Annotated in this window: 15 protein-coding genes; 6 read left to right on the top strand and 9 right to left on the bottom strand. The window is 72.0% G+C overall.

Features of this window, described 5'->3' with window-relative positions:
* Window positions 1-6: 6 nt before the first annotated feature.
* Window positions 7-2,808, top strand: a complete 2,802-nt coding sequence (gene secA / locus AB0F56_RS21480) for a preprotein translocase subunit SecA (protein ID WP_362011938.1) — start codon at window positions 7-9, stop codon at window positions 2,806-2,808.
* 60 nt (window positions 2,809-2,868) lie between these two features.
* Here the strand turns inward: secA and AB0F56_RS21475 are convergent, their stop codons facing one another.
* Complete coding sequence (locus tag AB0F56_RS21475) at window positions 2,869-3,360, bottom strand: Rv3235 family protein (protein ID WP_362011936.1); 492 nt, start codon at window positions 3,358-3,360, stop codon at window positions 2,869-2,871.
* Between the two features lie 274 nt (window positions 3,361-3,634).
* On the opposite strand from AB0F56_RS21475, the gene AB0F56_RS21470 reads away from it, so the two are divergent.
* From AB0F56_RS21470 to AB0F56_RS21460, 3 genes are all read left to right on the top strand, one after another.
* Window positions 3,635-4,141, top strand: coding sequence for a hypothetical protein (locus AB0F56_RS21470; RefSeq protein WP_362011934.1), 507 nt, complete (start codon window positions 3,635-3,637; stop codon window positions 4,139-4,141).
* A gap of 37 nt (window positions 4,142-4,178) precedes the next feature.
* The gene (locus AB0F56_RS21465; RefSeq protein ID WP_362011932.1) at window positions 4,179-4,886 is read left to right on the top strand and encodes an HAD family hydrolase; all 708 of its coding nucleotides are present in this window, start codon (window positions 4,179-4,181) and stop codon (window positions 4,884-4,886) included.
* Between the two features lie 653 nt (window positions 4,887-5,539).
* Window positions 5,540-5,749, top strand: a complete 210-nt coding sequence (locus AB0F56_RS21460; protein WP_362011929.1) for a hypothetical protein — start codon at window positions 5,540-5,542, stop codon at window positions 5,747-5,749.
* A gap of 71 nt (window positions 5,750-5,820) precedes the next feature.
* On the opposite strand, the gene AB0F56_RS21455 is transcribed toward AB0F56_RS21460, so the two are convergent.
* Complete coding sequence (locus AB0F56_RS21455) at window positions 5,821-6,375, bottom strand: DJ-1/PfpI family protein (protein WP_362011927.1); 555 nt, start codon at window positions 6,373-6,375, stop codon at window positions 5,821-5,823.
* Between the two features lie 376 nt (window positions 6,376-6,751).
* Between AB0F56_RS21455 and AB0F56_RS21450 the strand changes: the two genes are divergently transcribed.
* Window positions 6,752-11,713, top strand: a complete 4,962-nt coding sequence (locus AB0F56_RS21450; RefSeq protein ID WP_362011924.1) for an NAD-glutamate dehydrogenase — start codon at window positions 6,752-6,754, stop codon at window positions 11,711-11,713.
* Window positions 11,714-11,808: 95 nt separating this feature from the next.
* Here the strand turns inward: AB0F56_RS21450 and AB0F56_RS21445 are convergent, their stop codons facing one another.
* The 3 genes from AB0F56_RS21445 to AB0F56_RS21435 form a co-directional block, all read right to left on the bottom strand.
* A complete protein-coding gene (locus tag AB0F56_RS21445; protein ID WP_362012018.1) occupies window positions 11,809-12,933 on the bottom strand; it encodes a glycosyltransferase family 87 protein in 1,125 nt (374 codons plus the stop codon).
* 270 nt (window positions 12,934-13,203) lie between these two features.
* Window positions 13,204-14,007 (bottom strand): ABC transporter ATP-binding protein, encoded by an 804-nt coding sequence (locus tag AB0F56_RS21440; protein ID WP_362011921.1) that lies wholly within the window; start codon window positions 14,005-14,007, stop codon window positions 13,204-13,206.
* The gene (locus tag AB0F56_RS21435) at window positions 14,000-14,851 is read right to left on the bottom strand and encodes an ABC transporter permease (protein ID WP_362012015.1); all 852 of its coding nucleotides are present in this window, start codon (window positions 14,849-14,851) and stop codon (window positions 14,000-14,002) included. The genes AB0F56_RS21440 and AB0F56_RS21435 overlap by 8 nt, the downstream gene beginning before the upstream one ends.
* 302 nt (window positions 14,852-15,153) lie before the next feature.
* Here AB0F56_RS21435 and AB0F56_RS21430 point away from each other — a divergent pair, with 302 nt between their 5' ends.
* A complete protein-coding gene (locus AB0F56_RS21430; RefSeq protein WP_362011918.1) occupies window positions 15,154-15,759 on the top strand; it encodes a TetR/AcrR family transcriptional regulator in 606 nt (201 codons plus the stop codon).
* Window positions 15,760-15,771: 12 nt separating this feature from the next.
* On the opposite strand, the gene AB0F56_RS21425 is transcribed toward AB0F56_RS21430, so the two are convergent.
* The 4 genes from AB0F56_RS21425 to AB0F56_RS21410 all read right to left on the bottom strand — a co-directional run bounded on the left by AB0F56_RS21425 (window position 15,772) and on the right by AB0F56_RS21410 (window position 22,951).
* Complete coding sequence (locus tag AB0F56_RS21425; RefSeq protein WP_362012012.1) at window positions 15,772-16,575, bottom strand: carbohydrate ABC transporter permease; 804 nt, start codon at window positions 16,573-16,575, stop codon at window positions 15,772-15,774.
* Between the two features lie 116 nt (window positions 16,576-16,691).
* Window positions 16,692-18,017: a sugar ABC transporter permease gene (locus AB0F56_RS21420; protein WP_362011916.1), complete on the bottom strand. Its 1,326-nt coding sequence runs from the start codon at window positions 18,015-18,017 to the stop codon at window positions 16,692-16,694.
* Window positions 18,018-18,023: 6 nt separating this feature from the next.
* Window positions 18,024-19,397: an ABC transporter substrate-binding protein gene (locus AB0F56_RS21415; protein WP_362011913.1), complete on the bottom strand. Its 1,374-nt coding sequence runs from the start codon at window positions 19,395-19,397 to the stop codon at window positions 18,024-18,026.
* 155 nt (window positions 19,398-19,552) lie between these two features.
* A complete protein-coding gene (locus tag AB0F56_RS21410; protein ID WP_362011911.1) occupies window positions 19,553-22,951 on the bottom strand; it encodes an FHA domain-containing protein in 3,399 nt (1,132 codons plus the stop codon).
* Between the last annotated feature and the right edge of the window lie 222 nt (window positions 22,952-23,173).

Genomic DNA, 23,173 nt, shown 5'->3' with positions numbered 1-23,173 from the left:
GCCTCAGTGTCCGTCTTCAACAAGCTCATGCGTGCAGGCGAAGGCAAGATCCTGCGCAAACTGCACCGCATCGCGGACCAGGTCAACTCCATCGAAGAGGACTTCGTCAACCTCTCCGACGCCGAGTTGCGGGCGCTCACCGATGAGTACAAGCAGCGGTACGCCGACGGTGAGAGCCTCGACGACCTGCTTCCCGAAGCCTTCGCGACCGTCCGCGAGGCCGCCAAGCGCGTCCTCGGCCAGCGTCACTACGATGTGCAGCTCATGGGTGGCGCCGCCCTCCACCTCGGCTATGTCGCCGAGATGAAGACCGGTGAGGGCAAGACCCTCGTCGGTACCCTCCCGGCGTATCTGAACGCGCTGTCCGGCAAGGGCGTGCACCTGATCACGGTGAACGACTACCTGGCCGAGCGCGACTCCGAGATGATGGGCCGCGTCCACAAGTTCCTGGGCCTCCAGGTCGGCTGCATCCTGGCCAACATGACGCCGGCCCAGCGTCGCGAGCAGTACGGCTGCGACATCACGTACGGCACGAACAACGAGTTCGGCTTCGACTACCTCCGCGACAACATGGCGTGGTCCAAGGACGAGCTCGTCCAGCGCGGCCACAACTTCGCCTGTGTCGACGAGGTCGACTCGATCCTGGTCGACGAGGCCCGTACGCCGCTGATCATCTCCGGCCCGGCCGACCAGGCCACGAAGTGGTACGGCGACTTCGCCAAGCTGGTCACCCGCCTCACCAGGGGTGAGGCCGGAGTGCCGCTCAAGGGCATCGAGGAGACCGGCGACTACGAGGTCGACGAGAAGAAGCGGACCGTCGGCATCCACGAGTCCGGCGTCGCCAAGGTCGAGGACTGGCTGGGCATCGACAACCTCTACGAGTCGGTGAACACCCCGCTCGTCGGTTACCTGAACAACGCCATCAAGGCCAAGGAACTGTTCAAGAAGGACAAGGACTACGTCGTCATGGACGGCGAAGTCATGATCGTCGACGAGCACACCGGCCGTATCCTCGCCGGCCGCCGCTACAACGAGGGCATGCACCAGGCGATCGAGGCGAAGGAAGGGGTGGACATCAAGGACGAGAACCAGACGCTCGCCACGATCACCCTGCAGAACTTCTTCCGCCTCTACGACAAGCTCTCCGGCATGACCGGTACGGCCATGACCGAGGCCGCCGAGTTCCACCAGATCTACAAGCTCGGCGTCGTCCCGATCCCGACGAACCGGCCGATGATCCGCAAGGACCAGTCGGACCTGATCTACCGGACCGAGGTCGCCAAGTTCGCCGCCGTCGTCGACGACATCGCGGAGAAGCACGAGAAGGGCCAGCCGATCCTCGTCGGTACGACGTCGGTCGAGAAGTCCGAGTACCTCTCGCAGCAGCTCTCCAAGCGCGGCATCCAGCACGAGGTGCTCAACGCCAAGCAGCACGACCGTGAGGCCACGATCGTCGCGCAGGCGGGCCGCAAGGGCGCCGTCACCGTCGCCACGAACATGGCCGGCCGAGGCACCGACATCAAGCTCGGCGGCAACCCGGACGACCTCGCGGAGGCCGAGCTGCGCCAGCAGGGCCTCGACCCGGTCGAGCACGTCGAGGAGTGGGCCGCGGCCCTCCCCGCCGCCCTCGAGCGTGCCGAGAAGGCCGTGAAGGCGGAGTTCGAGGAGGTCAAGGAGCTCGGCGGGCTGTACGTGCTCGGCACCGAGCGCCACGAGTCGCGCCGGATCGACAACCAGCTGCGCGGCCGTTCCGGCCGTCAGGGCGACCCGGGCGAGTCCCGCTTCTACCTCTCCCTCGGCGACGACCTGATGCGCCTGTTCAAGGCCCAGATGGTCGAGCGCGTCATGGCCATGGCCAACGTGCCGGACGACGTGCCGATCGAGAACAAGATGGTCACGCGCGCCATCGCCTCCGCGCAGTCCCAGGTCGAGACCCAGAACTTCGAGACGCGTAAGAACGTCCTCAAGTACGACGAGGTCCTCAACCGGCAGCGCGAGGTCATCTACGGCGAGCGCCGCCGCGTCCTGGAGGGCGAGGACCTGCACGAGCAGATCCAGCACTTCATGGACGACACGATCGACGACTACATCCGCCAGGAGACCGCCGAGGGCTTCGCGGAGGAGTGGGACCTCGACCGGCTCTGGAACGCGTTCAAGCAGCTCTACCCGGTGAAGGCGACCGTGGACGAGCTGGAGGACGCGGCCGGCGACCGCGCGGGCATCACGGCCGAGTTCATCGCCGAGTCCGTCAAGGACGACATCCACGAGCAGTACGACGCCCGTGAGAAGTCGCTCGGCTCGGACATCATGCGTGAGCTGGAGCGCCGCGTGGTCCTCTCCGTGCTCGACCGCAAGTGGCGCGAGCACCTCTACGAGATGGACTACCTCCAGGAGGGCATCGGCCTGCGCGCGATGGCCCAGAAGGACCCGCTGGTCGAGTACCAGCGCGAGGGCTTCGACATGTTCACCGCCATGATGGAGGGCATCAAGGAGGAGTCCGTCGGCTACCTGTTCAACCTGGAGGTCCAGGTCGAGCAGCAGGTCGAGGAGGTCCCGGTGCAGGACGCGGCGCCGTCCCTCACCAAGGACGCGGTGCCGGCGGGCCGCCCGGAGATCCGCGCGAAGGGCCTGGAGGCCCCGCAGCGTCCGGACCGGCTGCACTTCACCGCGCCGAAGGTGGACGGCGACGGCAGCGTCGTCGAGGGCGACTTCGTCAGCGAGGACGCGTCGGCCGGCGGTGACGGGATGACGCGTGCGGAGCGTCGCAAGGCGCAGAAGAGCACGGGCGGGCGTCGCCGCAAGAAGTAACCCCTGGTGGGGGAGGAGGGGCCGGACACCTGGTGTCCGGCCCCTCCTTTTTGCATGGCTTCAAGGGCAGGCGGGCTGGGGTGGCACGCGCGCGTGGAGGTCGTCCAGCTCCACGGCCGCGCAGCGCCAGCGGCGGTCGGCGCCGAGTTCGAGGCGGAAGGCCATGGCCCGTACGCCCCGGCCCGTGGTGACGCTGGCGAAGGCCTCCAGGCCGCCGGTGGTCGTGGGCTGGGCGTGGCAGCGGCGGAGTACGGGGCGGATGCCGTGACCCCCGAAGGGGGTCGTGGGGGCGAGCTGGACCAGCTGCTCGTACGCCTCGCCCACGGTCTGGCCCAGCATCCAGTGGACGGGCCGCTGACCGCTCAGGACGAGGAGCAGGCGCTCGGCGAAGTAGGCGTGGGTGGGGAGGGCGCGGGCGGCGGTACGGGGAGTCGTACGGGCGTGGGGAGCCGTGGCTCCCGGGCGGGCGCCGGCACCGCCGCGGGGGCCGGTGCCGGCGGGGCCGCGGGGGCGGGCCTTGGCGGCGGGCGTGTGCGTGGTGGTGCCGGTCATGCGGGTCCCCGTTCCTCGTGGCCGGTGCTCTACCCGGCGGTAACTTCTGTTGGGGATCTTGTACGGGGGGCGTTCAGGGCGTCGCAAGGTGGGGGAACGCGCCTGGTGGGGGGTCGGCAGTTTCACCTATCAGGGTGACGGGGCCCGTACTCCGGGTCTGCTGGCGTGGGGTGGGGGATCCCTCGGGTGGACCGGCGAGAGCGTCGCCCGAAGACCCCGATGGGGTACTCCGCACGTATCCTGAGGGCGTTTCCGACTACGAAAGCGGCCAGCCATGCGCGTGTACGTCCCCCTGACCCTTCCCGGTCTCGCACAGGCGCACAAGGCGGGCGAGCTGGGCCCCGGTCCGCTGACCGCCTACGCCGTCACCCCCGCGCTGCGCGAGTGGTACGTCTCCGACGACATCGAGGAGCTCGAGTACGCGGCGCTCAGCCGGGCCGCGGCCGCGTCGCTGCGGATGCTCGCCGGGGACCCCTCGGCCGCGCGGCGCCGGATCGTCGTCGCCGTCGACGTGCCCGACAAGGAGGCCGTGGTCGACCCCGACCGGGGGCTCGACGCCGGCTCGCTGGGCGAGGTCCGTATCGCCGGAGCCGTACCGCTGGCCAAGGCGGCCGCCGTGCACGCCGACGCGGACGCCGCCGAGGCGGACGTCTCGGCGGCGGCGGACGCGCTGGGCGCGGCGGACCTGGGGGACGACGACGCCCAGTTCACGGTGGACGGGGCGGAGGACCACGAGCTGCTGTGGTTCGGGGTGCAGGAGATTCCCGGGCTGCTCGGCTGACTCCTCGCGTGTCGGTGCGGGCCGGTACCGTCTTCGCATGGGGACGCACGGGAAGCACGACGGGACGCACCAGGGGAAGCACCAGGGGAAGCACCTGGTCTGGGACTGGAACGGCACGCTGCTCGACGACATCGAGGCGGTCATCGGCGCGACGAACGCGGCCTTCGCCGAGCTCGGGCTCGAGCCGATCACGCTCGCGCGGTACCGGGAGCTGTACACGGTGCCGGTGCCGAAGTTCTACGAGCGGCTGATGGGGCGGCTGCCGACGGACGCCGAGTGGCTGGTCATGGACGACGCCTTCCATCGGCACTACTGGCAGCGCGCGGATGCGTGCGGGCTGACGGCCGGGGCGGCGGAGCTGCTGGCGGCGCGGCAGGAGTCCGGGTTCACGCAGTCCCTGCTGTCGCTGGCGCCGCACACGGAGCTGGTGCCGCTCGTGCGTCGGCACGGGATCGAGTCGCGGTTCGTGCGGGTGGACGGGCGGATCGGGTCGTCGACGGAGGGGAAGTCGGCGCACATGGTGCGGCATCTGGAGGCGCTGGTGGCGCTGGGGGGTGGCGTGGTTGCCGAGCGGGTCGTCGTCATCGGCGACGCGGCGGATGACGCGCGGGCGGCGGCGCATGTGGGGGCGCGGGCGGTGCTGTACACCGGGGGGTCGCACAGTCGGGCCTCGCTGGAGGCGGCGGGGGTGCCGGTGGTGGACTCGCTGGCGGAGGCGGTCGCGGTGGCGGAGGAGCTGGTCTAGGGGTGCGGGCGGCTGGGCCGGGTGCGGGCTGCGGGGCCGGGTGCGGCCCGGCACGGGGTGCGCCCGGCCTCCGGCCGGGCTGGGTGTTCCCACCCGCACCCCACGTGCGAGTGGGATGACAGAGGTGCGGGTCTTCCCGTCCGTGGCCTGGCGCCGTCGGCGGCTGCGGACCGTCAGCCACCCGGCCGCCGTGCGGCGGCGCGCGGCGCTGAGATGGCAGAGGTGCGGGTCCTCCCGCGCGTGGCCTGGCGCCGTCGGCGGCTGCCGCTGTGCGCCGGTTCCGCAGGTGCGTGGCGGTGTGGGTGACTCGTTCGTCAAGGGTCGCCGTGGGCCAAAACGGTGGCCGGCGCTGGCCGGAGTGTCAAAGTTCCGGGCCGGGTTTTGTACACATACGGATCATGACGGTACCCGGGGGGCGGGCGGTAGGCTCAAGGCTGCTGACGGATGGTCATGCGGGCCAACGGGCTTGTGGCCCACGCGTGTTGATCGGAAATTGCCGGCAGCGGCCCCGGGTGCGGAGCGCATCCGGCAGCCCTCTGAACGCGGCGAAGGGAGATCCGGAAGAGGCCCTAGCTTGCCGGCCGGCCTCTCCTCGTGGATCTCCCCTCGCGTGCCAATGGGGGCATCCCCCTGTTGCGAGGAGAGTGGTTCCCTTGGCGTCTCACGACGGTATCTCAGAGAGGGCCCGGCGCGGCAGCCGTGCTCTGGCCTGGTTCACGGCCTGCGTGGGCCTGCTGGCGCTGGTCGTCGCGGCCGTCCTGGCCCTCAGCGGTCATGGCCCGGTGGCTGTCGCCGTGGGTGCGGTCGGTGTGGCTGTCGCCGGTGGCGGTGGGCTGCGGGTGACGGTCAACGTGCGGCGGTGAGTCGGCGGGCGCGGGGTCGGCGGGTGGTCTCGTGTGCGGCTGCCCGCCGAGCCCGCCCCGCCCGCCGCCTCTCAGCCCGCCGCTCGCAGGACCTTCAGGAATTCGCGCATCCACGACGGGTGGTCCGGCCAGGCCCTGGAGGAGATCAGGGTGCCGTCCACCACCGCTTCCGTGTCCTGGAACGTGGCGCCCGCTGCCTGCATGTCCAGTTCCAGGGCCGGGTACGCCGTGACCCTGCGGCCCTCCAGGCCGCCGATCGCGGCCGTCAGGAGGGGGCCGTGGCAGATCTGGGCCACCGGCTTGTCCGCGTCGAAGAAGGATTTGAGGATCTTGCGGAGCTCCGGGTCGTTGCGGAGGTACTCCGGGGCCCGGCCGCCCGGGATCACGACCGCCACGTAGTCGCCCGGGTCCACCTCCGAGAACGCCAGGTCGGCGGGCCAGGTGTAGCCCGGCTTCTCCGTGTACGTGTCGTAGCCCGGCTCGAAGTCGTGCACGACGAAGCGGAGCTGCTTGCGTGCCGGGGCCGCGATGTGGACCTCGTAGCCCTCCTCCAGCAGGCGCTGGTAGGGGTACAGCACCTCCAGCGACTCCGCCGCGTCCCCGGTGACGATCAGGATCTTTGCCATGGTGACTCCCGGATCTCGATTCCTGCCCCAGGACACTGTGTCGCTGTCCATATCGTCAAACTTCCACCCCCTCTTTTGTACACATACGGACCATGACGATCGGGGGGGAGGGAGCGATAGGCTTTTCCCGTGATCAGCGCGATACGCCGAGGGGGCAGCGAAGCCCCCGGCCATCGCCCGGAGCGCCTACGCGGCCGGGCCGACATGGCGTTCGCTGATTTTCACGTCCCGGACGCCGTGCCAGAAATGGCCGATAACGGCTCGGGCATCTCCCATCGCGGCATAACGTCGACATCGACCGGTATCACCGCGTCGTGGCGTTGTGTCCTTTCTTCCACCGACGTCACGCAATGGCGCGCGACAGGAGCCAGAGGACATGCAGACCAAGCTGGACGAAGCCAAGGCCGAGCTGCTCGCACGGGCTGCCCGGGTAGCTGAGACCGGCCCGGTCGGGGGGCAACTTCCGACGGGGCCCGAGAACGGTAAGCGCCCGGACAGGGACACCGTGCTCGACTACCTCCAGCGCTACTACCTGCACACCGCGCCCGAGGACCTCGCCGACCGTGACCCGGTGGACGTCTTCGGCGCCGCTCTCTCGCACTACCGGCTCGCGGAGAACCGCCCCCAGGGCACCGCGAGCGTGCGCGTCCACACCCCGACGGTCGAGGAGAACGGCTGGACCTGCAGCCACTCCGTCGTCGAGGTAGTCACCGACGACATGCCCTTCCTCGTCGACTCCGTGACGAACGAGCTGTCGCGCCAGGGGCGCGGCATCCACGTCGTCATCCACCCGCAGGTCCACGTGCGCCGCGATCTCACCGGCAAGCTCATCGAGGTCATGAGCGGCGAGGCCGCCCAGGGCGAGCTGCCGCACGACGCGCTCGTCGAGTCCTGGATCCACGTCGAGATCGACCGCGAGACCGACCGCGCCGACCTCAAGCAGATCACCACCGACCTGCTGCGCGTCCTCTCCGACGTCCGCGAGACCGTCGAGGACTGGGAGAAGATGCGCGACGCCGCGCTGCGCATCGCCGACGAGCTGCCCAACGAGCCCATGGCCGACGACCTGCGGCCCACCGAGGTCGACGAGGCCCGCGAGCTGCTGCGCTGGCTCGCCGCCGACCACTTCACCTTCCTCGGCTACCGCGAGTACGAGCTGGTCAACGGGGACGCGCTGGCCGCCGTCCCCGGCACCGGGCTCGGCGTCCTGCGCTCCGACCCGCACCACAGCGGCGAGGACGAGAACCACGCCCACCCCGTCTCGCCCTCCTTCAGCCGGCTGCCCGCCGACGCCCGCGCCAAGGCGCGCGAGCACAAGCTGCTGGTCCTCACCAAGGCCAACAGCCGCGCCACCGTGCACCGGCCCTCCTACCTCGACTACGTCGGCGTCAAGAAGTTCGACCAGGACGGGAACGTCGTCGGCGAGCGGCGGTTCCTCGGGCTGTTCTCCTCCGCCGCCTACACCGAGTCCGTGCGGCGCGTGCCGGTTATCAGCCGCAAGGTCCAGGAAGTCCTCGACGGCGCCGGCTTCTCGCCCAACAGCCACGACGGGCGCGACCTGCTCCAGATCCTGGAGACGTACCCCCGCGACGAGCTCTTCCAGACCCCGCCCGACGAGCTGCGCGAGGTCGTCACCAGCGTCCTCTACCTGCAGGAGCGGCGCCGGCTCCGGCTCTACCTGCGCCAGGAGGAGTACGGCCGCTTCTACTCGGCCCTCGTCTACCTGCCCCGCGACCGGTTCAACACCACCGTCCGCGAGCGGCTCACCGACATCCTCAAGGAGGAGCTGGACGGGACCAGCGTCGACTTCACGCTGGTGAGCACCGAGTCCGTGCTCACCCGGCTCCACTTCGTCGTCCGCGTCGCCCCCGGCACCGAGCTGAGCCACCTCACCGAGGCCGACAAGGACCGCATCGAGGCCCGGCTCGTCGAGGCCGCCCGCTCCTGGGCCGACGGCTTCGCCGAGGCGCTCAACGCCGAGTTCGGCGAGGAGCGCGCCGCCGAGCTGCTGCGCAAGTACGGCAACGCCTTCCCCGAGGGCTACAAGGCCGACCACTCGCCGCGCGCCGCCGTCGCCGACCTGGTCCACCTGGAGCAGCTCAGCCGCAGCGCCAAGGAGTTCGCGCTCTCGCTGTACGAGCCGGTCGGCGCCCGCCCCGGCGAGCGTCGCTTCAAGATCTACAAGTCCGGTGACCAGATCTCCCTCTCCGCCGTGCTCCCGGTGCTCAACCGGCTCGGCGTCGAGGTCATCGACGAGCGTCCGTACGAGCTGCGCTGCTCGGACCGTACCCACGCCTGGGTCTACGACTTCGGCATGCGGATGCCCGCCCCCACCGACAACGGCCAGTCGTTCTCCGACGACGCCCGCGAGCGGTTCCAGGAGGCGTTCGCCGCGACCTGGACCGGCGAGGCCGAGAACGACGGCTTCAACTCGCTGGTGCTCTCCGCCGGGCTGACCTGGCGGCAGGCCATGGTGCTGCGCGCCTACGCCAAGTACCTGCGCCAGGCCGGTGCGACGTTCAGCCAGGACTACATGGAGGACACCCTCCGTAACAACGTCCACACCACCCGGCTGCTCGTCTCCCTCTTCGAGGCGCGGATGGCGCCCGAGCGCCAGCGGGCCGGTGTCGAGCTGATCGACGCGCTCCTCGAAGAGCTGGACGCCGCCCTCGACCAGGTCGCGAGCCTGGACGAGGACCGGATCCTGCGCTCCTTCCTCACCGTCATCAAGGCGACGCTGCGGACGAACTTCTTCCAGAACACCGCGGCCGGCGTCCCGCACGCCTACGTCTCGATGAAGTTCGACCCGCAGGCCATCCCCGACCTCCCCGCGCCCCGCCCGGCGTTCGAGATCTGGGTGTACTCGCCGCGCGTCGAGGGCGTCCACCTGCGCTTCGGCAAGGTCGCCCGAGGCGGTCTGCGCTGGTCCGACCGGCGTGAGGACTTCCGTACCGAGATCCTCGGCCTGGTCAAGGCGCAGATGGTGAAGAACACCGTCATCGTGCCCGTCGGCGCCAAGGGCGGCTTCGTCGCCAAGCAGCTCCCGGACCCGTCCGTGGACCGCGACGCCTGGCTGGCCGAGGGCATCGCCAGCTACAAGACCTTCATCTCGGCGCTGCTCGACATCACCGACAACCTGGTCGCGGGCGAGGTCGTCCCGCCGGCCGACGTGGTCCGCCACGACGAGGACGACACCTACCTCGTCGTCGCCGCCGACAAGGGCACCGCGACCTTCTCCGACATCGCCAACGAGGTCGCCGTCTCCTACGGCTTCTGGCTCGGCGACGCCTTCGCCTCCGGCGGCTCCGCCGGTTACGACCACAAGGGCATGGGCATCACCGCCCGCGGCGCCTGGGAGTCCGTCAAGCGGCACTTCCGCGAGCTCGGCCACGACACCCAGACCGAGGACTTCACCGTCGTCGGCGTCGGCGACATGTCCGGTGACGTCTTCGGCAACGGCATGCTGCTCTCCGAGCACATCCGGCTCGTCGCGGCCTTCGACCACCGCCACATCTTCATCGACCCGACCCCGGACGCGGCCGTCTCGTACGCCGAGCGGCGCCGCCTCTTCGAGCTGCCCCGCAGCTCCTGGGCCGACTACAACACCGAGCTGCTCTCGGCGGGCGGCGGCATCCACCCCCGTACCGCCAAGTCGATCCCGGTCAACGCGCAGATGCGTGCGGCCCTCGGCATCGAGGCCGGCGTCAGCAAGATGACCCCGGCCGAGCTGATGCAGGCGATCCTCCACTCGCCCGTCGACCTGCTGTGGAACGGCGGCATCGGTACGTACGTCAAGGCGTCCACCGAGTCGAACGCGGACGTCGGCGACAAGGCGAACGACGCCATCCGCGTCAACGGCGAGGACCTGCGCGTCAAGGTCGTCGGCGAGGGCGGCAACCTCGGTCTGACCCAGCTCGGCCGCATCGAGTTCGCCCGCAAGGGCGGCCCCGAGGGCGAGGGCGGCAAGGTCAACACCGACGCCATCGACAACAGCGCCGGCGTGGACACCTCCGACCACGAGGTCAACATCAAGATCCTGCTCAACGGGCTGGTCGCCGAGGGCGACATGACCGTCAAGCAGCGCAACCAGATCCTCGCGATGATGACCGACGAGGTCGGCGCGCTCGTCCTGCGCAACAACTACGCGCAGAACACCGCCCTGGCCAACGCCGTCACCCAGTCGCCGTCCCTGCTCCACGCCCACCAGCGCTTCATGCGCCGGCTCGGCCGCGACGGCGCCCTGGACCGTTCGCTGGAGTTCCTGCCCAACGACCGGCAGATCCGCGAGCTGCTCAACAACGGCAAGGGCCTGAGCCAGCCGGAGCTCGCCGTGCTCCTCGCGTACACCAAGATCACGGTGGCCGACGAGCTGATCCACACCGAGCTGCCGGACGACCCGTACCTGCGCGGGCTGCTCCACGCGTACTTCCCGACGCACCTGCGCGACCAGTTCGCCGACGCGGTCGACAGCCACCCGCTGCGCCGCGAGATCGTCACCACGGTCCTGGTCAACGACACCGTCAACACCGGTGGCTCGACCTTCCTGCACCGCCTCCGCGAGGAGACCGGCGCGTCGATCGAGGAGATCGTCCGCGCGCAGACCGCCGCCCGCGCCATCTTCCGGCTCGGCGAGGTCTGGGACGCCGTCGAGGCGCTCGACAACCAGGTCCCGGCCGACGTCCAGACCCGGATGCGGCTGCACTCCCGCCGCCTGGTCGAGCGCGGTACGCGCTGGCTGCTCGGCAACCGCCCGCAGCCGCTCCAGCTCGCGGAGACCATCGAGTTCTTCGCCGAGCGGGTCGAGGGCGTCTGGGCCAAGCTGCCGGAGCTGCTGCGCGGCGCTGACCTGGACTGGTACAAGTCGATCCTGGACGAGCTGACCGGGCTCGGCGTGCCGGAGGAGCTCGCCCTGCGGGTCGCCGGCTTCTCCTCCGCCTTCCCGACGCTCGACATCGTCGCGATCGCGGACCGTACGGCCAAGGACCCGATGGCGGTCGCCGAGGTCTACTACGACCTGGCCGACCGGCTGCGGATCACCCAGCTCATGGACCGCATCATCGAACTGCCGCGCAACGACCGGTGGCAGTCGATGGCCCGCGCCTCCATCCGCGAGGACCTCTTCGCCGCGCACGCCGCCCTCACGGCGGACGTGCTGTCGGCGGGCAACGGGACCTCGACGCCGGAGCAGCGGTTCGAGGACTGGGAGCTCAAGAACGCGGCGATCCTCGGCCGCGCGCGCACCACGCTGGAGGAGATCCAGGGCTCGGAGACCTTCGACCTGGCCAACCTCTCGGTCGCGATGCGGACGATGCGGCAGCTGCTGCGGTCGCACGGCTAGTCGTCGTTGAACGGTTCGGGCCCCGTCGGATTCTCCGGCGGGGCCCTTCCGTTGTGGCGTCCTGGGCGGTGCTCCTTCCGTTGTGGAGCCTGCCGTCACTTCCGGGTCGTCGACGTCCACAGGCGGCGCGCCGCAAGCACGGCCGCCGTGAGCAGCAGCGCGTTGCGCAGCACCATGACCGTCACGCCCTCCCAGGAGCCGGCCACCACCTCCTCGTAGAGGACCGGGTACGCCAGTGAGCTGAGCCCGGCCACCGGCAGGAGCAGCAGCGCCACCGGCCGCATCACGGTCCGGCGCGAGGTCAGGCAGACGGCGGCGAGGCCGAGCAGCCAGATCATGTACTGCGGGCTGATCACCCGGCTGGTGACCGTGAAGAGCAGGACCGCCGCGAGCGCCGCGTCCAGCGGGGTCGCCTCGGTCCAGGTGCGTGCCCGCAGCCGCCAGATCAGCAGCCAGACGAAGGCGAGGGCGGTCAGGAGCAGCGCGAACCGGCCGATGCTGGAGACGTACGGGCCGACGTACTCGAAGGCGCCGTAGCGGTACTCGACGGTGCCCGGCCAGATGTCGGCCGCCCGCGCGAGCGAGAGCGCGGTGCCGCCCAGCGACTCGATCTGGATGCCCCGGCTGCCCTGCTGGCGCAGGAAGGCGAGCGAGTCGGAGAAGCAGAGCGCCAGGATCGCGAGGAGCGCGACGACGGTCGTCGCGGCGGCGGTCCAGGCGTCGCGGGTGGTACGTCCCCGGGGCGTGCCGATCAGGGTCAGCACCGGCCACACCTTGACCAGCGCGCCGAGCCCGGCGAGCGCGCCGCCGATCCGGTGTCCCGCGGTCTTGCGGGACGCCACCGCGAGCAGGCCGAGCACGGCGAGGGCGGTGACCTGGACGTCGTACCGGGCGAGGGGGATGTGCAGGAGGAGCGGGAGGCCGGCGACCCAGACCCAGGTGCCGTGCGTGGCGCGGCTGCTGTCGGCGCGGGCGAGCGCCAGGGCGACGGCGGCGTCGGCGAGGAGGGTGAGCGCGACGAAGGCCTCGAAGTACGTGAGCCAGGGCAGCACGCCGGGGGACATGATGACCAGGCCGGCGCCGGGCGGGTACTGCCAGGTGACGTCGTCCACGGGGTAGGTGCCCTGGGCGAACTGGCGGTACCAGATCTGGTAGAGGACGTACACCTCGCGGCCGACCCCGCCGATGCCCAGGCTGTCGCGCAGCAGGAGCAGCAGCATGCCCGCGCGGGTGAGGACCCAGACGACGGTCAGGGCGAGGGCGGGGCCGCGGCCGACGTTGACGAAGGTCGCGGCGGTGAAGGTGTCCGACTCGAAGGGCGAGCCGGTGAGGGCGGGGGGCGCGGGGGCGCAGGCCGATGGGTCGGAGGCCCGCCGCCCGAGTCCGTCGTCGTCGGTCTCGGGCTTCGGCTGGGGCTGCGGGGCGCGGTCGCGATGCGTCGTCATCGAGACCGCACTCTATTGCGGTCTGGGCGGATTTCCAGGGTTTTGTCAGCCCTTCTTGGTGAACGCCTCGTACGCCGCCACCACCTCCTTCGCCGGACCGTCCATCCGCAGCGTGCCCGCCTCCAGCCACAGCGCCCGGTCGCAGGTCTCGGTGATGGTCGAGTTGGAGTGGGAGACGAGGAAGACGGTGCCGGCCTCGGCGCGCAGCTCGTCGATCCGTTCCTGGCTGCGGCGGCGGAACCGGGCGTCGCCCGTGGACAGCGCCTCGTCGATCAGCAGGACGTCGTGGCTCTTGGCCGCCGCGATGGAGAAGCGGAGGCGGGCGCCCATGCCGGAGGAGTACGTCCGCATGGGCAGCGAGATGAAGTCGCCCTTCTCGTTGATCCCGGAGAAGTCCACGATGTCGTCGTAGCGGTCGTCGACCTCGCCGCGCGTCATGCCCATCGCGAGCCCGCCGAGGATAACGTTCCGCTCGCCGGTCAGGTCGTTCATCAGCGCCGCGTTCACGCCGAGCAGGGAGGGCTGGCCACGGGTGTAGATGCTGCCCCGGTTGACCGGGAGGAGGCCGGCGACGGCCTTGAGGAGGGTGGACTTCCCCGAACCGTTCGAACCGATCAGACCGATCGCCTCACCCCGGTACGCGGCGAAGCTCACGCCCTTGACCGCGTGGACCTTGCGCGCGCCGGGCGTGGCGCGGCGCGCGAAGATCCGGTCGAGCGCGGCGGTGGCGCTGCCCTTGCCGGTGCGGGCGCCGTTGACGGTGTACGTGATGTGGACGTCGGCGGCGACGACGGTGGGTTCGCGTTCCGCGGTCTTCGCCGTGGTCGCCGTCAGGGTCTGTTCAGCCACGGCCGTACGTCTCCTCTGCCTTCCAGAAGTAGATGAACCCGCCCCCGAAGGCCACCAGCGCCCACCCGGCGGCGAGCGCCCAGACGTGGGACGGCAGTTGGCCGGCGGTGAAGCTCTCGATCAGGGCGAAGCGCATCAGGTCGATGTAGACGCTCGCCGGATTGCCCTGCAGGGCCGTGATCACCAGCTCCGGGAGCCGGCCGCTGCGCGCCAGGTGGTCGAGGGACCACATGACACCGGAGACGTACATCCAGGTGCGCAGCAGGAAGGGCATCAGCTGGGCGATGTCCGGGGTACGGGCGGCCAGCCGGGCCATCGCGAGCGCCACGCCCGTGTTGAAGAGCGCCTGCAGGAGGAGTGCGGGAACGGCGAGGAGCCAGCTCCAGCGGGGGAACTCGCCGAAGCAGAACAGGATGCCGACCAGCGCGGCGAGCGAGAGCACGAGCTGCTGGAGCTGCTGCAGCGCGAGGGCGATCGGGAGGCTCGCGCGGGGGAAGTGCAGGGCGCGGACGAGGCCCAGGTTGCCGCTGATGGCACGGGTGCCGGTCATGATCGACTGGGAGGTGAAGGTCCAGACGAAGACGCCCGTGATCAGGAACGGGACGTAGTCCGGGATGCCCTCCTGGACGTTCATCAGGACGCCGAAGATCAGGTAGTACACCGCCGCGTTCAGCAGCGGGGTCATCAGCTGCCAGAGCTGTCCGAGCTTCGCGTTGCTGTACTGGGCGGTGAGCCGGGCGGTCGCGAAGGCGGTGATGAACGCGCGGCGGGACCAGAGCTGCCGGACGTACGCCGGGAGGCTCGGGCGGGCGCCGCTGACCGACAGGCCGTGGCGCAGGGCCAGCGCGCGGAGGTCCTCCGGGGCGGTGGCCGGCGGGGTGGTCGTCGTGGGGGCGGTCCCGGTGGCGGGGGTGGGTTTCGTGAGCGTCTCGGTGGTCACGAGGTCGCTTTCGACGAGGCGGGTGGTGTGGGGCGTGGGCCGTGGCCGTGGGCCGTGGGGCGTGGAGCGTGAGGCATGGGTGGGGAGCGTCGGCGGCGACGATGGAACGGGTCCGTATCGTCGCTACGGGGAGAGTAGGACGGAGTCACGTCGCAACGCAACCGTTCCGTCGTGACGTAAGCGTGGCGTTGGCTAGGATCCCGCTCATGACGCCACCTCCCGGAACCCCCCGCCGCGCCCCCGCGGGAGCCGCCGTGCTCCGGGAGGACGTGACCGAGGCCATCCGCGCAGCCGTCTTCGACGAGCTGGCCGCCGTCGGCTTCGCCCGGATGTCCATCGAGGGCATCGCGCGCCGCGCCGGGGTCGGCAAGACCGCCGTCTACCGTCGCTGGAAGTCCAAGCTCTCGCTCGTCCTCGACCTGCTCGGCGCGTTCGCGGCGCAGGGGCTGCCGGCCCCGGCGACCGGTTCGCTGTACGGGGACGTCCGCGCGCTCCTCGTCGTCGGCTCCCACGCCCTGCGCCACCCGGTGGCCTCCCAGGTCATCCCGGACCTGCTGGTGGAGGCCGCGCGGCAGCCGGAGATCGCCGAGGCGATCAAGGCCGCGCTGCTCGACAGCCAGCAGGGCGTGGTGGCGCAGATCGTCCGCGAGGCCGTGGAGCGCGGCGAGCTGCCGGAGGGCACGGACCCGGACCGGGCCCTGGACCTGATCGTGGGGCCGCTCTACTGGCGGCTCGTGGTGGTGCGCGGCGAGCTGCCGAAGGGGTACGTGGACGAGCTCGCGCGCTCGGCGGTGGCGGCGCTCAAGGCGTAGGCACCGGCGCGCTCACTTCACCGCGCCCGCCATCACCCCCGAGACGAACTGGCGCTGGAAGGCGAAGAAGACCGCCAGCGGGATCAGCATCGACAGGAACGCGCCGGGCGCGAGCACGTCGATGTTGTTCCCGAACTGCCGGACCTGCTGCTGCAGCGCCACCGTGATCGGTGGCGATTCGGAGTTCGCGAAGATCAGCGCGACCAGCATGTCGTTCCAGACCCAGAGGAACTGGAAGATCCCGAGCGAGGCGATCGCGGGACCGCCGAGCGGCAGGACGACCCGGGTGAAGAGCCGGATCTCGCCGCACCCGTCGAGCCGGGCCGCTTCGAGGAGCTCCTTCGGGATCTCCGCGAAGAAGTTCCGTAGCAGGAAGATCGCGAAGGGCAGTCCGAAGGCGGTGTGGAAGAGCACGACCCCGAGGGTCGTCTCGAAGATGCCGATCGTCCCGAACAGCTTCGAGACCGGGATCAGCGCGACCTGCACCGGGACCACCAGCAGCCCCACGACCACCAGGAACCACCAGTCGCGGCCGGGGAAGTCCAGCCAGGCGAAGGCGTACCCGGCGAGGGAGCCGATGACCAGGACCAGGAGCGTGGCCGGGACGGTGATGAGGACGGTGTTGAGGAGGGAGCCGGTGATGGTCTCGTTGGAGAGCAGCGCCGAGTAGTTCTCGACGGTCAGCTGGGCGGGGGAGGTGAAGACCTGCCACCAGCCGCTCTCGCTGATGTCGGTGGGGCTGCGGAGGGAGGAGAGCAGCAGGCCGACCGTCGGCATCAGCCAGAAGAGGCCGACGAGGACGAGGAAGACCCGCATCGCGCCGCCGGCGGCCCGGGAGGCCAGCCGCGAGCCGAGCCCGGCGGACGGCCGTGCGGCCGCCCGAGCCTGCCCCCGCGCGGCGGGTGGTGCGGCCGAGCGAGTGGTGGGGGTTGTCACCTGCGGGCCTCCCTTCGCATCCGGCGGATGTTGAACGCCATCACCGGGATCACCAGCAGGAGCAGCAGGACGGCGATGGCCGAGCCCACCCCGAGATCGGCGTCCGTCCCGAACGACGAGCGGTACAGCTGGAGCGCCAGCACGTTCGCGTCGTCCTGGGCCGAGCCCGGCGCGATGATGAAGACCAGGTCGAAGATCTTCAGGACGTTGATCATCAGGGTCACCAGGACGACGGCCAGGACCGGCGCGAGGAGCGGCACGGTGATCCGGCGGAAGACCTGCCACTCGTTCGCCCCGTCGACCCGGGCGGCCTCGAGCAGTTCCCGGGGCATGCCGGCCAGTCCGGCCGCGATCAGGACCATCGCGAACCCGGCCCACATCCACACGTAGCTGCCGATGATCGCCGGGGTCACGAGCGAGGGGCCCAGCCACTCCACCCCGTTGTACTGCGCGCGGAAGTTGCTCGCGGGCAGCCGTAGGAGGGCGCCGTCGGCGGAGGGCGGGAGGGTGAACGAGCCGTCGGCCGCCGCCCGCGTCGTGGCCACCACCGTCCCGTCCTTGACCGCCTCGATCCGCAGCTCCTTGAGGCCGACCTCCTTCGGGTCGACGGCGTTCGGCTTCCCGCCGCCGCCCTTGGTGAAGTCCAGCCAGGCGGTGCCGGTGATCCCACCGCCCTGGGCGGTCTCCGGCCGGCGCGCCGGTCGGGCGTCCTCCGGCATCTGCGCCGGCGCCACACCGATCAGCGGGAGCCGCGCCGGCTCGCCCGCGCGGACCGGGCTCTTGGTGACGTACGCGCCTCCGCCGGCCGCTTCGAGCGGATGCACGGGCAACGGGCGCGCCCGGGGAAAGACGGAGGCCTCGGCGAAGGTGTCGTGGACGCCGACCCAGACGGCGTTGGCGACACCGCGGTCCGGGTCCTGCTCGTACACGAGGCGGAAGATGATGCCCGCGGCCAGCATCGAGATCGCCATGGGCATGAAGACGAGCAGCTTGAACGCCGTGCCCCAGCGCACCCGCTCGGTGAGCACCGCGAAGATCAGGCCGAGGGCGGTCGCGACGGTCGGCGCGACGACCGCCCAGATCGCGTTGTTGCGCACGGCGGTGAGGATCGTGTCGTCGGTGAAGAGGGCGACGTAGTTGTCGAGGCCCGCGAAGGAGTCCCCGGCCTTGTCGAAGAACGAGCGGTGGACGGAGTACCCGATGGGGTAGACGACGAGCGCGCCGAGCAGGACCAGGGCGGGGAGGAGGAACCCCACCGCGACCGTCCTGCGCGAGCCGGCTCTGCGAGCCGTGGGCGTGGTGCCTTCAGCTGCGGAGGGCACGGCGCGTCAGCTCTTGTAGGCCTTGGCGGCGTCCGCTTCGAGCCGCTCCTGCGTCCCCGTGATGTCCTTCGGGTTCTTCAGGAAGTCCTGCAGCGCCTTCCACTCGCCCTTGCCGGGGGTGCCGCCGAAGGACTGCGGCATCTGGTCCGACATGTCGAAGCGGAAGTCGTCCCCGGCCTCCAGGAGCGCCTTGGCGATCTCGCGCTGGACGTCGTTCGGGTACGCGCTCAGGTTCATGTTCTTGTTGGGGGAGAGGAAGCCGCCCGCGCCCGCCCAGATCGCGGCCGCGTCCGGGGAGGCGAGGAAGGTCAGCAGGGCCTGGGCGCCCTTGGTGTCCTTCAGGGCCACCGCCGCGTCGCCGCCCGTGACGACCGGGGAGGCCGCGCCGACCGCCGGGAACGGGAACACCTTCGCGTCCGTACCGATCTTCGCGCTGGTCTGCGCGATGTTGACGGCCGAGAAGTCGCCCTCGAAGACCATCGCGCCCTTGGGCTGGTCGCCGCCGGTGAACGTCTGGGTGACCGAGGCGGGGAACTCCGTCTGCAGCGCGCCGTCCGCGCCGCCCGCGATCAGCTCCGGCTTGCCGAACAACTCGGCGAGGGTCGTGAGGGCCTTGGTGACGGACGGGTCCGTCCACTTGATCCGGTGCTTGGCCAGCTGGTCGTACTTCTCGGGGCCCGCCTGGGAGAGGTAGATGTTCTCGAACCAGTCGGTGAGCGTCCAGCCGTCCGCCCCGCCGATGGAGACCGGGGTGACGCCGGAGGCCGAGATCGTCTCGGCGGTCGCCAGGAACTCCTTCCAGGTCTTCGGCTCGGTGGCGCCCGCGTTCTCGAAGGCGGCGTTGTTGTACCAGATCAGGGACTTGTTGGCGGCCTTGAAGTACACGCCGTACTGCTTGCCGTCGACCGCGCCGAGGTCCCGCCAGCCCGGGGAGTAGTTCTTGGCGAGCTGCGCCTCGGCCTCCGGGCCGACCGGCTTGAGCCACTTCTGGGCGGCGGCCTGCTGGATCGCGCCGACCTGCGGGAGCATCGCGATGTCGGGCGGGGAGCCGCCCGCGATCTTCGTGCCGAGGAAGTTCACGATCGGGTCCTGGGCGGGCACGAAGGTGACGGTGGCGCCGGTGCGCTTCTCGAACTCCTTCAGGACCTTGGTGAAGTTCTCCTGCTCGGGGCCGGTCCAGACGGCCGCGACCTCGATCTTCTCGCCCTTGAGGGAGGGCAGGGTGAGGCTGCTCGCGGAGGTCGCCGGCGGGCCGGGTTCCTTCGTGCCCGAGTCCTCGCCCTCGCTGCCGCCGCAGCCGGCGAGGGCGAGTCCGAGGGTGAGCGCGGTGACCGTGGCGACGGTCCGTGCGGCCCTGCGTGGACGAAGAGTTGTACGCATTTCTGCCCCGTCTCTCCTGTGCGCGGTGCGTGGCCCCCGCACTCAGGTCTACGCCGGGGGCCCGGGGCCCGCAATACCGCCTTCCGTGCCAAGTGGGCGATCGTGATGGGCTCGTGACGTCCTGTCAGGAGCCGTTCAGGTGCCGTCGGGGGTTGTCAGGTGCGCGTCGCGGGGGTGAGCGGGGAGAGCGGGGTCGCGTCGAGGGAGCGGGCGGCGCGGTCGAGCGCGCTGGCGAGGAGTGCCAGGTCGGTCGGGCCGTTGCCCAGCTCGCGGACGGGTCTGCGGGTGGGCGGATCGCCCATCCGCTCCCACTCCAGCGGGACGACCGTGGGCCGGAGCGTCGCCGTGCGCGGGATGCGGCCGGTGACCCGTCCGGCCTGGAACGGGGTGACCCGGCCGTCCGGGTGACCGAGCCGGCCCCGGCCGGGCGCGGGGTCGTCGGGACCGGGCGCGGCGGGGGCGGCGTCGAGCACGATCCGCAGCCGGGCGCCGTGGGCCAGCTCCGTGTCCGCCGTACGGTCGGGGCGCGCCGAGGTCGCGACCAGGTGCACCCCGAGCCGCGCACCGCCGCGCGCGACGGCTTCCAGGGCCCGTACGACCGACCCGGCGGCGGGCCGCCCGGGCGAACCGAGCGCGGGCGCGACGAGCGCGTCGAAGTCGTCGACCAGCACGACGAGCCGGGGGAGCGCGGCGGCCTCGTCACCGGCCCACAGCCGCTGCGGGTCCGGCTCACCGCCGGGCCGCGGCACGCGCCCCGACCCCGGCGCCACGAGCTCGTCCGCCCCGGGGCGTGGCGTGTGGCCGCTGGGGAGGTAGGTGAGGGCGTCCGTCCCGGGGTGGGGGGTGCGGCCGCTCGGGCGGTACGTGAGGTCGTCGGCACCCGCGCCGGGGTGCGGGGTCCGGCCGCTCGGGCGGTCGGCGAGGTCCTCGGCCCCGGAGCGGTGGGTCCGCGCGCTCGGGAGGTACGTGAGGTCGTCGGAGCCGGGGCGGGGTGTCCGGTCGCTCGGGAGGTACGTGAGGTCGTCGGAGCCCGGGCGTGGGGTGCGGGTGTCGGTCGGGGTGTCGGTGCCGCCCGGGCGTGCGCCGACCGAGCCCTCGCCCGTGCGGAGGGTGCGGCTGCTCGGGCGGTCGGCCAGGTCGCCCTTGCGGGCGTCCGGGATACGGGCGGCGCCCAGGGACTCCGCCGCGCTCGCCGTGCGCTGGCCGATCATGCGGGCCGCCTGGCGGTCCGCGAAGTGCCCGTCGCCCAGGATCTCCGCCCGGCGCTTCAGCTCCGCGCCCAGCGCCTGGGCGAACTCCCGCATCCGGACCGGGTCGGAGGCCACCAGGTGCTCGGTGACGTGCGGCAGCTCCGTGCACGCCGCGAGCCCCTCGCCGCGCTCACCGCCCGCGCCGTCCACGAGGAGCAGTCCCAGCCGGTCCGGCCGGCCGCCGGCCGCCAGGGAGGCCGCGATCGAGCGCAGCAGCTCCGTCCGCCCGCTGCCCGCGGGCCCCTCGATCAGCAGATGGGGCCCCTCCTCCGTCAGGTCGACGGAGACCGGCCCGCGCGGCCCGGCACCCAGGACGGCCGTGCCGTCCCCGGCCGCCGCCCAGCGCGCGAGGAGCGAGGCGGGCGTCGCCCGGGCCAGGCCCAACTCGTCGAGGAGCCGCGCGGACCGGGGCAGCGCCGTCGCGGCCGTCCGCCCCCGCGCGGCCGGGGCGTCGTCACGCAACGGGGCGAGCGCCCGTCCGAAGCGCTCCGCCCAGGCCACCGACACCGCGTCCACCACGCCCACGGTCCCGTGGCCCGCGGCCCGGCCCCCCGCCGTACGCAGCAGCCGCAGCGCCGTCGCCACGTCACCGCTCAGCAGGGCGACCGCCCCGCACTCGCGGAACGCGAGCGAGGCCGCGCAGGCGCTCTCGTACGTCGCGGCGACCGGGGAGACCGGCGACGCGGCCGGCGCCTCGGCCAGACAGATCAGGTGGATCCCGGCGGCCGGGCCCGCGCCCGCGAGCCGCGCGGTGGTCTCGCGCAGCGCCGCCGAACCGGGGTCGCCGTCCACGATCACGACCGTCACCGGCCCTTCGTACCGCGCCGCCGCCTCGGCGACCGTCGCGCGGTCGGCGCTCGGCCAGCCGGGGCCGAGCGGTCCGTCGTCGAGCCGCCGGGTCAGCTCCGCCGTACGGGCCTGGGCCTGATCGCGGTCGTACGCGAGGAGCAGGCGGCAGTCCTGGCCGTGCGCCGGGCGCAGGTGCGGGAGCCAGCCGAGCCAGCCCCAGGCCCGCCGCCGCTCCTCCACGGGGCGGGCGCGGTCCGCGCTGATCAGCACGATCTCCAGGTCGGCGGGGGAGTGCAGGGCCGCGAGCTGCGCGACCACGGAGCGCGCCAGACCGGCGAGGCGGGCGCCGGGGCCCGCGAGCCCGAGCGAGCCGGCCTCGCGCAGCCCGACGGTGACGGGCACCCCGGACAGCTCGGCCCGGTCGGTCGTGCCGAGCCGGACGACGAGCGCCTCGGGGTGGTCCGCCCCGCGCTCCCAGAGCCGGGGGCCGGGACCGAGCGCCGTGAGCAGGACGGCCGCCGGGTCCGGCCAGGTCTCGGGGCTCGGCGCGGCGGGGCCTGCGAGCAGGTCGCCGCCGGGCTGCCGGGTGTGGGTGTCCGTACCGGAGTCGCCGGAGGCCTGGACGTCCTCCCTGGCGCCGGTGAAGCGGCGGGCCCAGGCTCCTATCCCGCCGCGCCTGCCGCGTGGTGCCGGGGACTCGGGGTCGGTCGGCCGGATCCTGCTGTGCGTCTCGCCCGCGCCCTCGCCGTCCGCGTCCGTCCCCGTGCCCTGCGAGTCGGCCACGCGTGCGTGCGGCGGCGAGCCGGTGGCGGAGCCGCCGTCGCCGGCCGCTCCGTCGCGGGGCGCCGCCGTCGCGAGCTCCACGCGCAGGTGGCCTTCGCCGTCCGGCGCCGTGGGCAGGGAGGCCGAACCACCGGCCGTACCGCCGTCCTCCGGGCCCGTCAGACGGAGGGCGGACTCGCCGAGGCGCAGAAGCGCGCCCGGGGCGAGCCGGACGGGGCGGTCGCCGACCGCCGTGCCGTCCAGCGTCGTGCCGTTCGTGGAGCCGAGGTCCGCGACCGTGACCCGGCCGTCGTCCCCGACCGTGACCGTGCAGTGCACCCGGGAGACGTCCGGGTCGTCGAGCGGGACGTCCGCGTCCAGGGAACGGCCGATTCTGATCGGTCCGCGGTGCAGCAGGTGCACGCCTCCCGCGTCGGGCCCCGCGACGACGTGGAGCCGGGCCGAGGCGTCCTCGGCCGGGAGGTCGTCCTCGCCGGGGACGTGGAGCGTGAGGATCGCGCCGTCGACCAGTGGGGGCTCGCCGAGCGAGCATCGGCGCGCGTCGAGCCGCTCCCGGCCCGCGTACAGCACGGTGGAGCCCGACAGGGAGGTGTCCGGGCCGGAGACGGCCGCGGCGAGATTGGAGGCCACGGCGGCCAGGGCCGTCCCCGCGGGGGCGGTGACGAGCACGTCGCACGCGCGCCCGGCGCCGTGCCCGGCGTTCGGCGCGAGGACGGTCAGCCGGATCTGCATCGCCGTCAGCGGTCCCTTCTGCGCGTGTGCCCGGCAGGGGAACCACCCGTATCTCCCCCCACCCGGCACGGACGCGTCGCCCGGTACAGGTCGGCACGGCGCGAGGGGCTCCCGACCCGTTACGCGACGTGCTGTGTGCATCCTCGCACCTGCCACTGACAACCCGCCCGCGGGTCGCCTTCAAGTGATCTTGAATGGTCGGCTGTGGACCTAAAAGTGCCT

Source organism: Streptomyces sp. NPDC026092 (assembly GCF_040638605.1).
In the GTDB taxonomy this organism is placed as follows: Bacteria; Actinomycetota; Actinomycetes; order Streptomycetales; family Streptomycetaceae; genus Streptomyces.
Note: the sequence above shows the minus strand (reverse complement) of the source record. Positions and strands in the feature narration are given on the sequence as shown.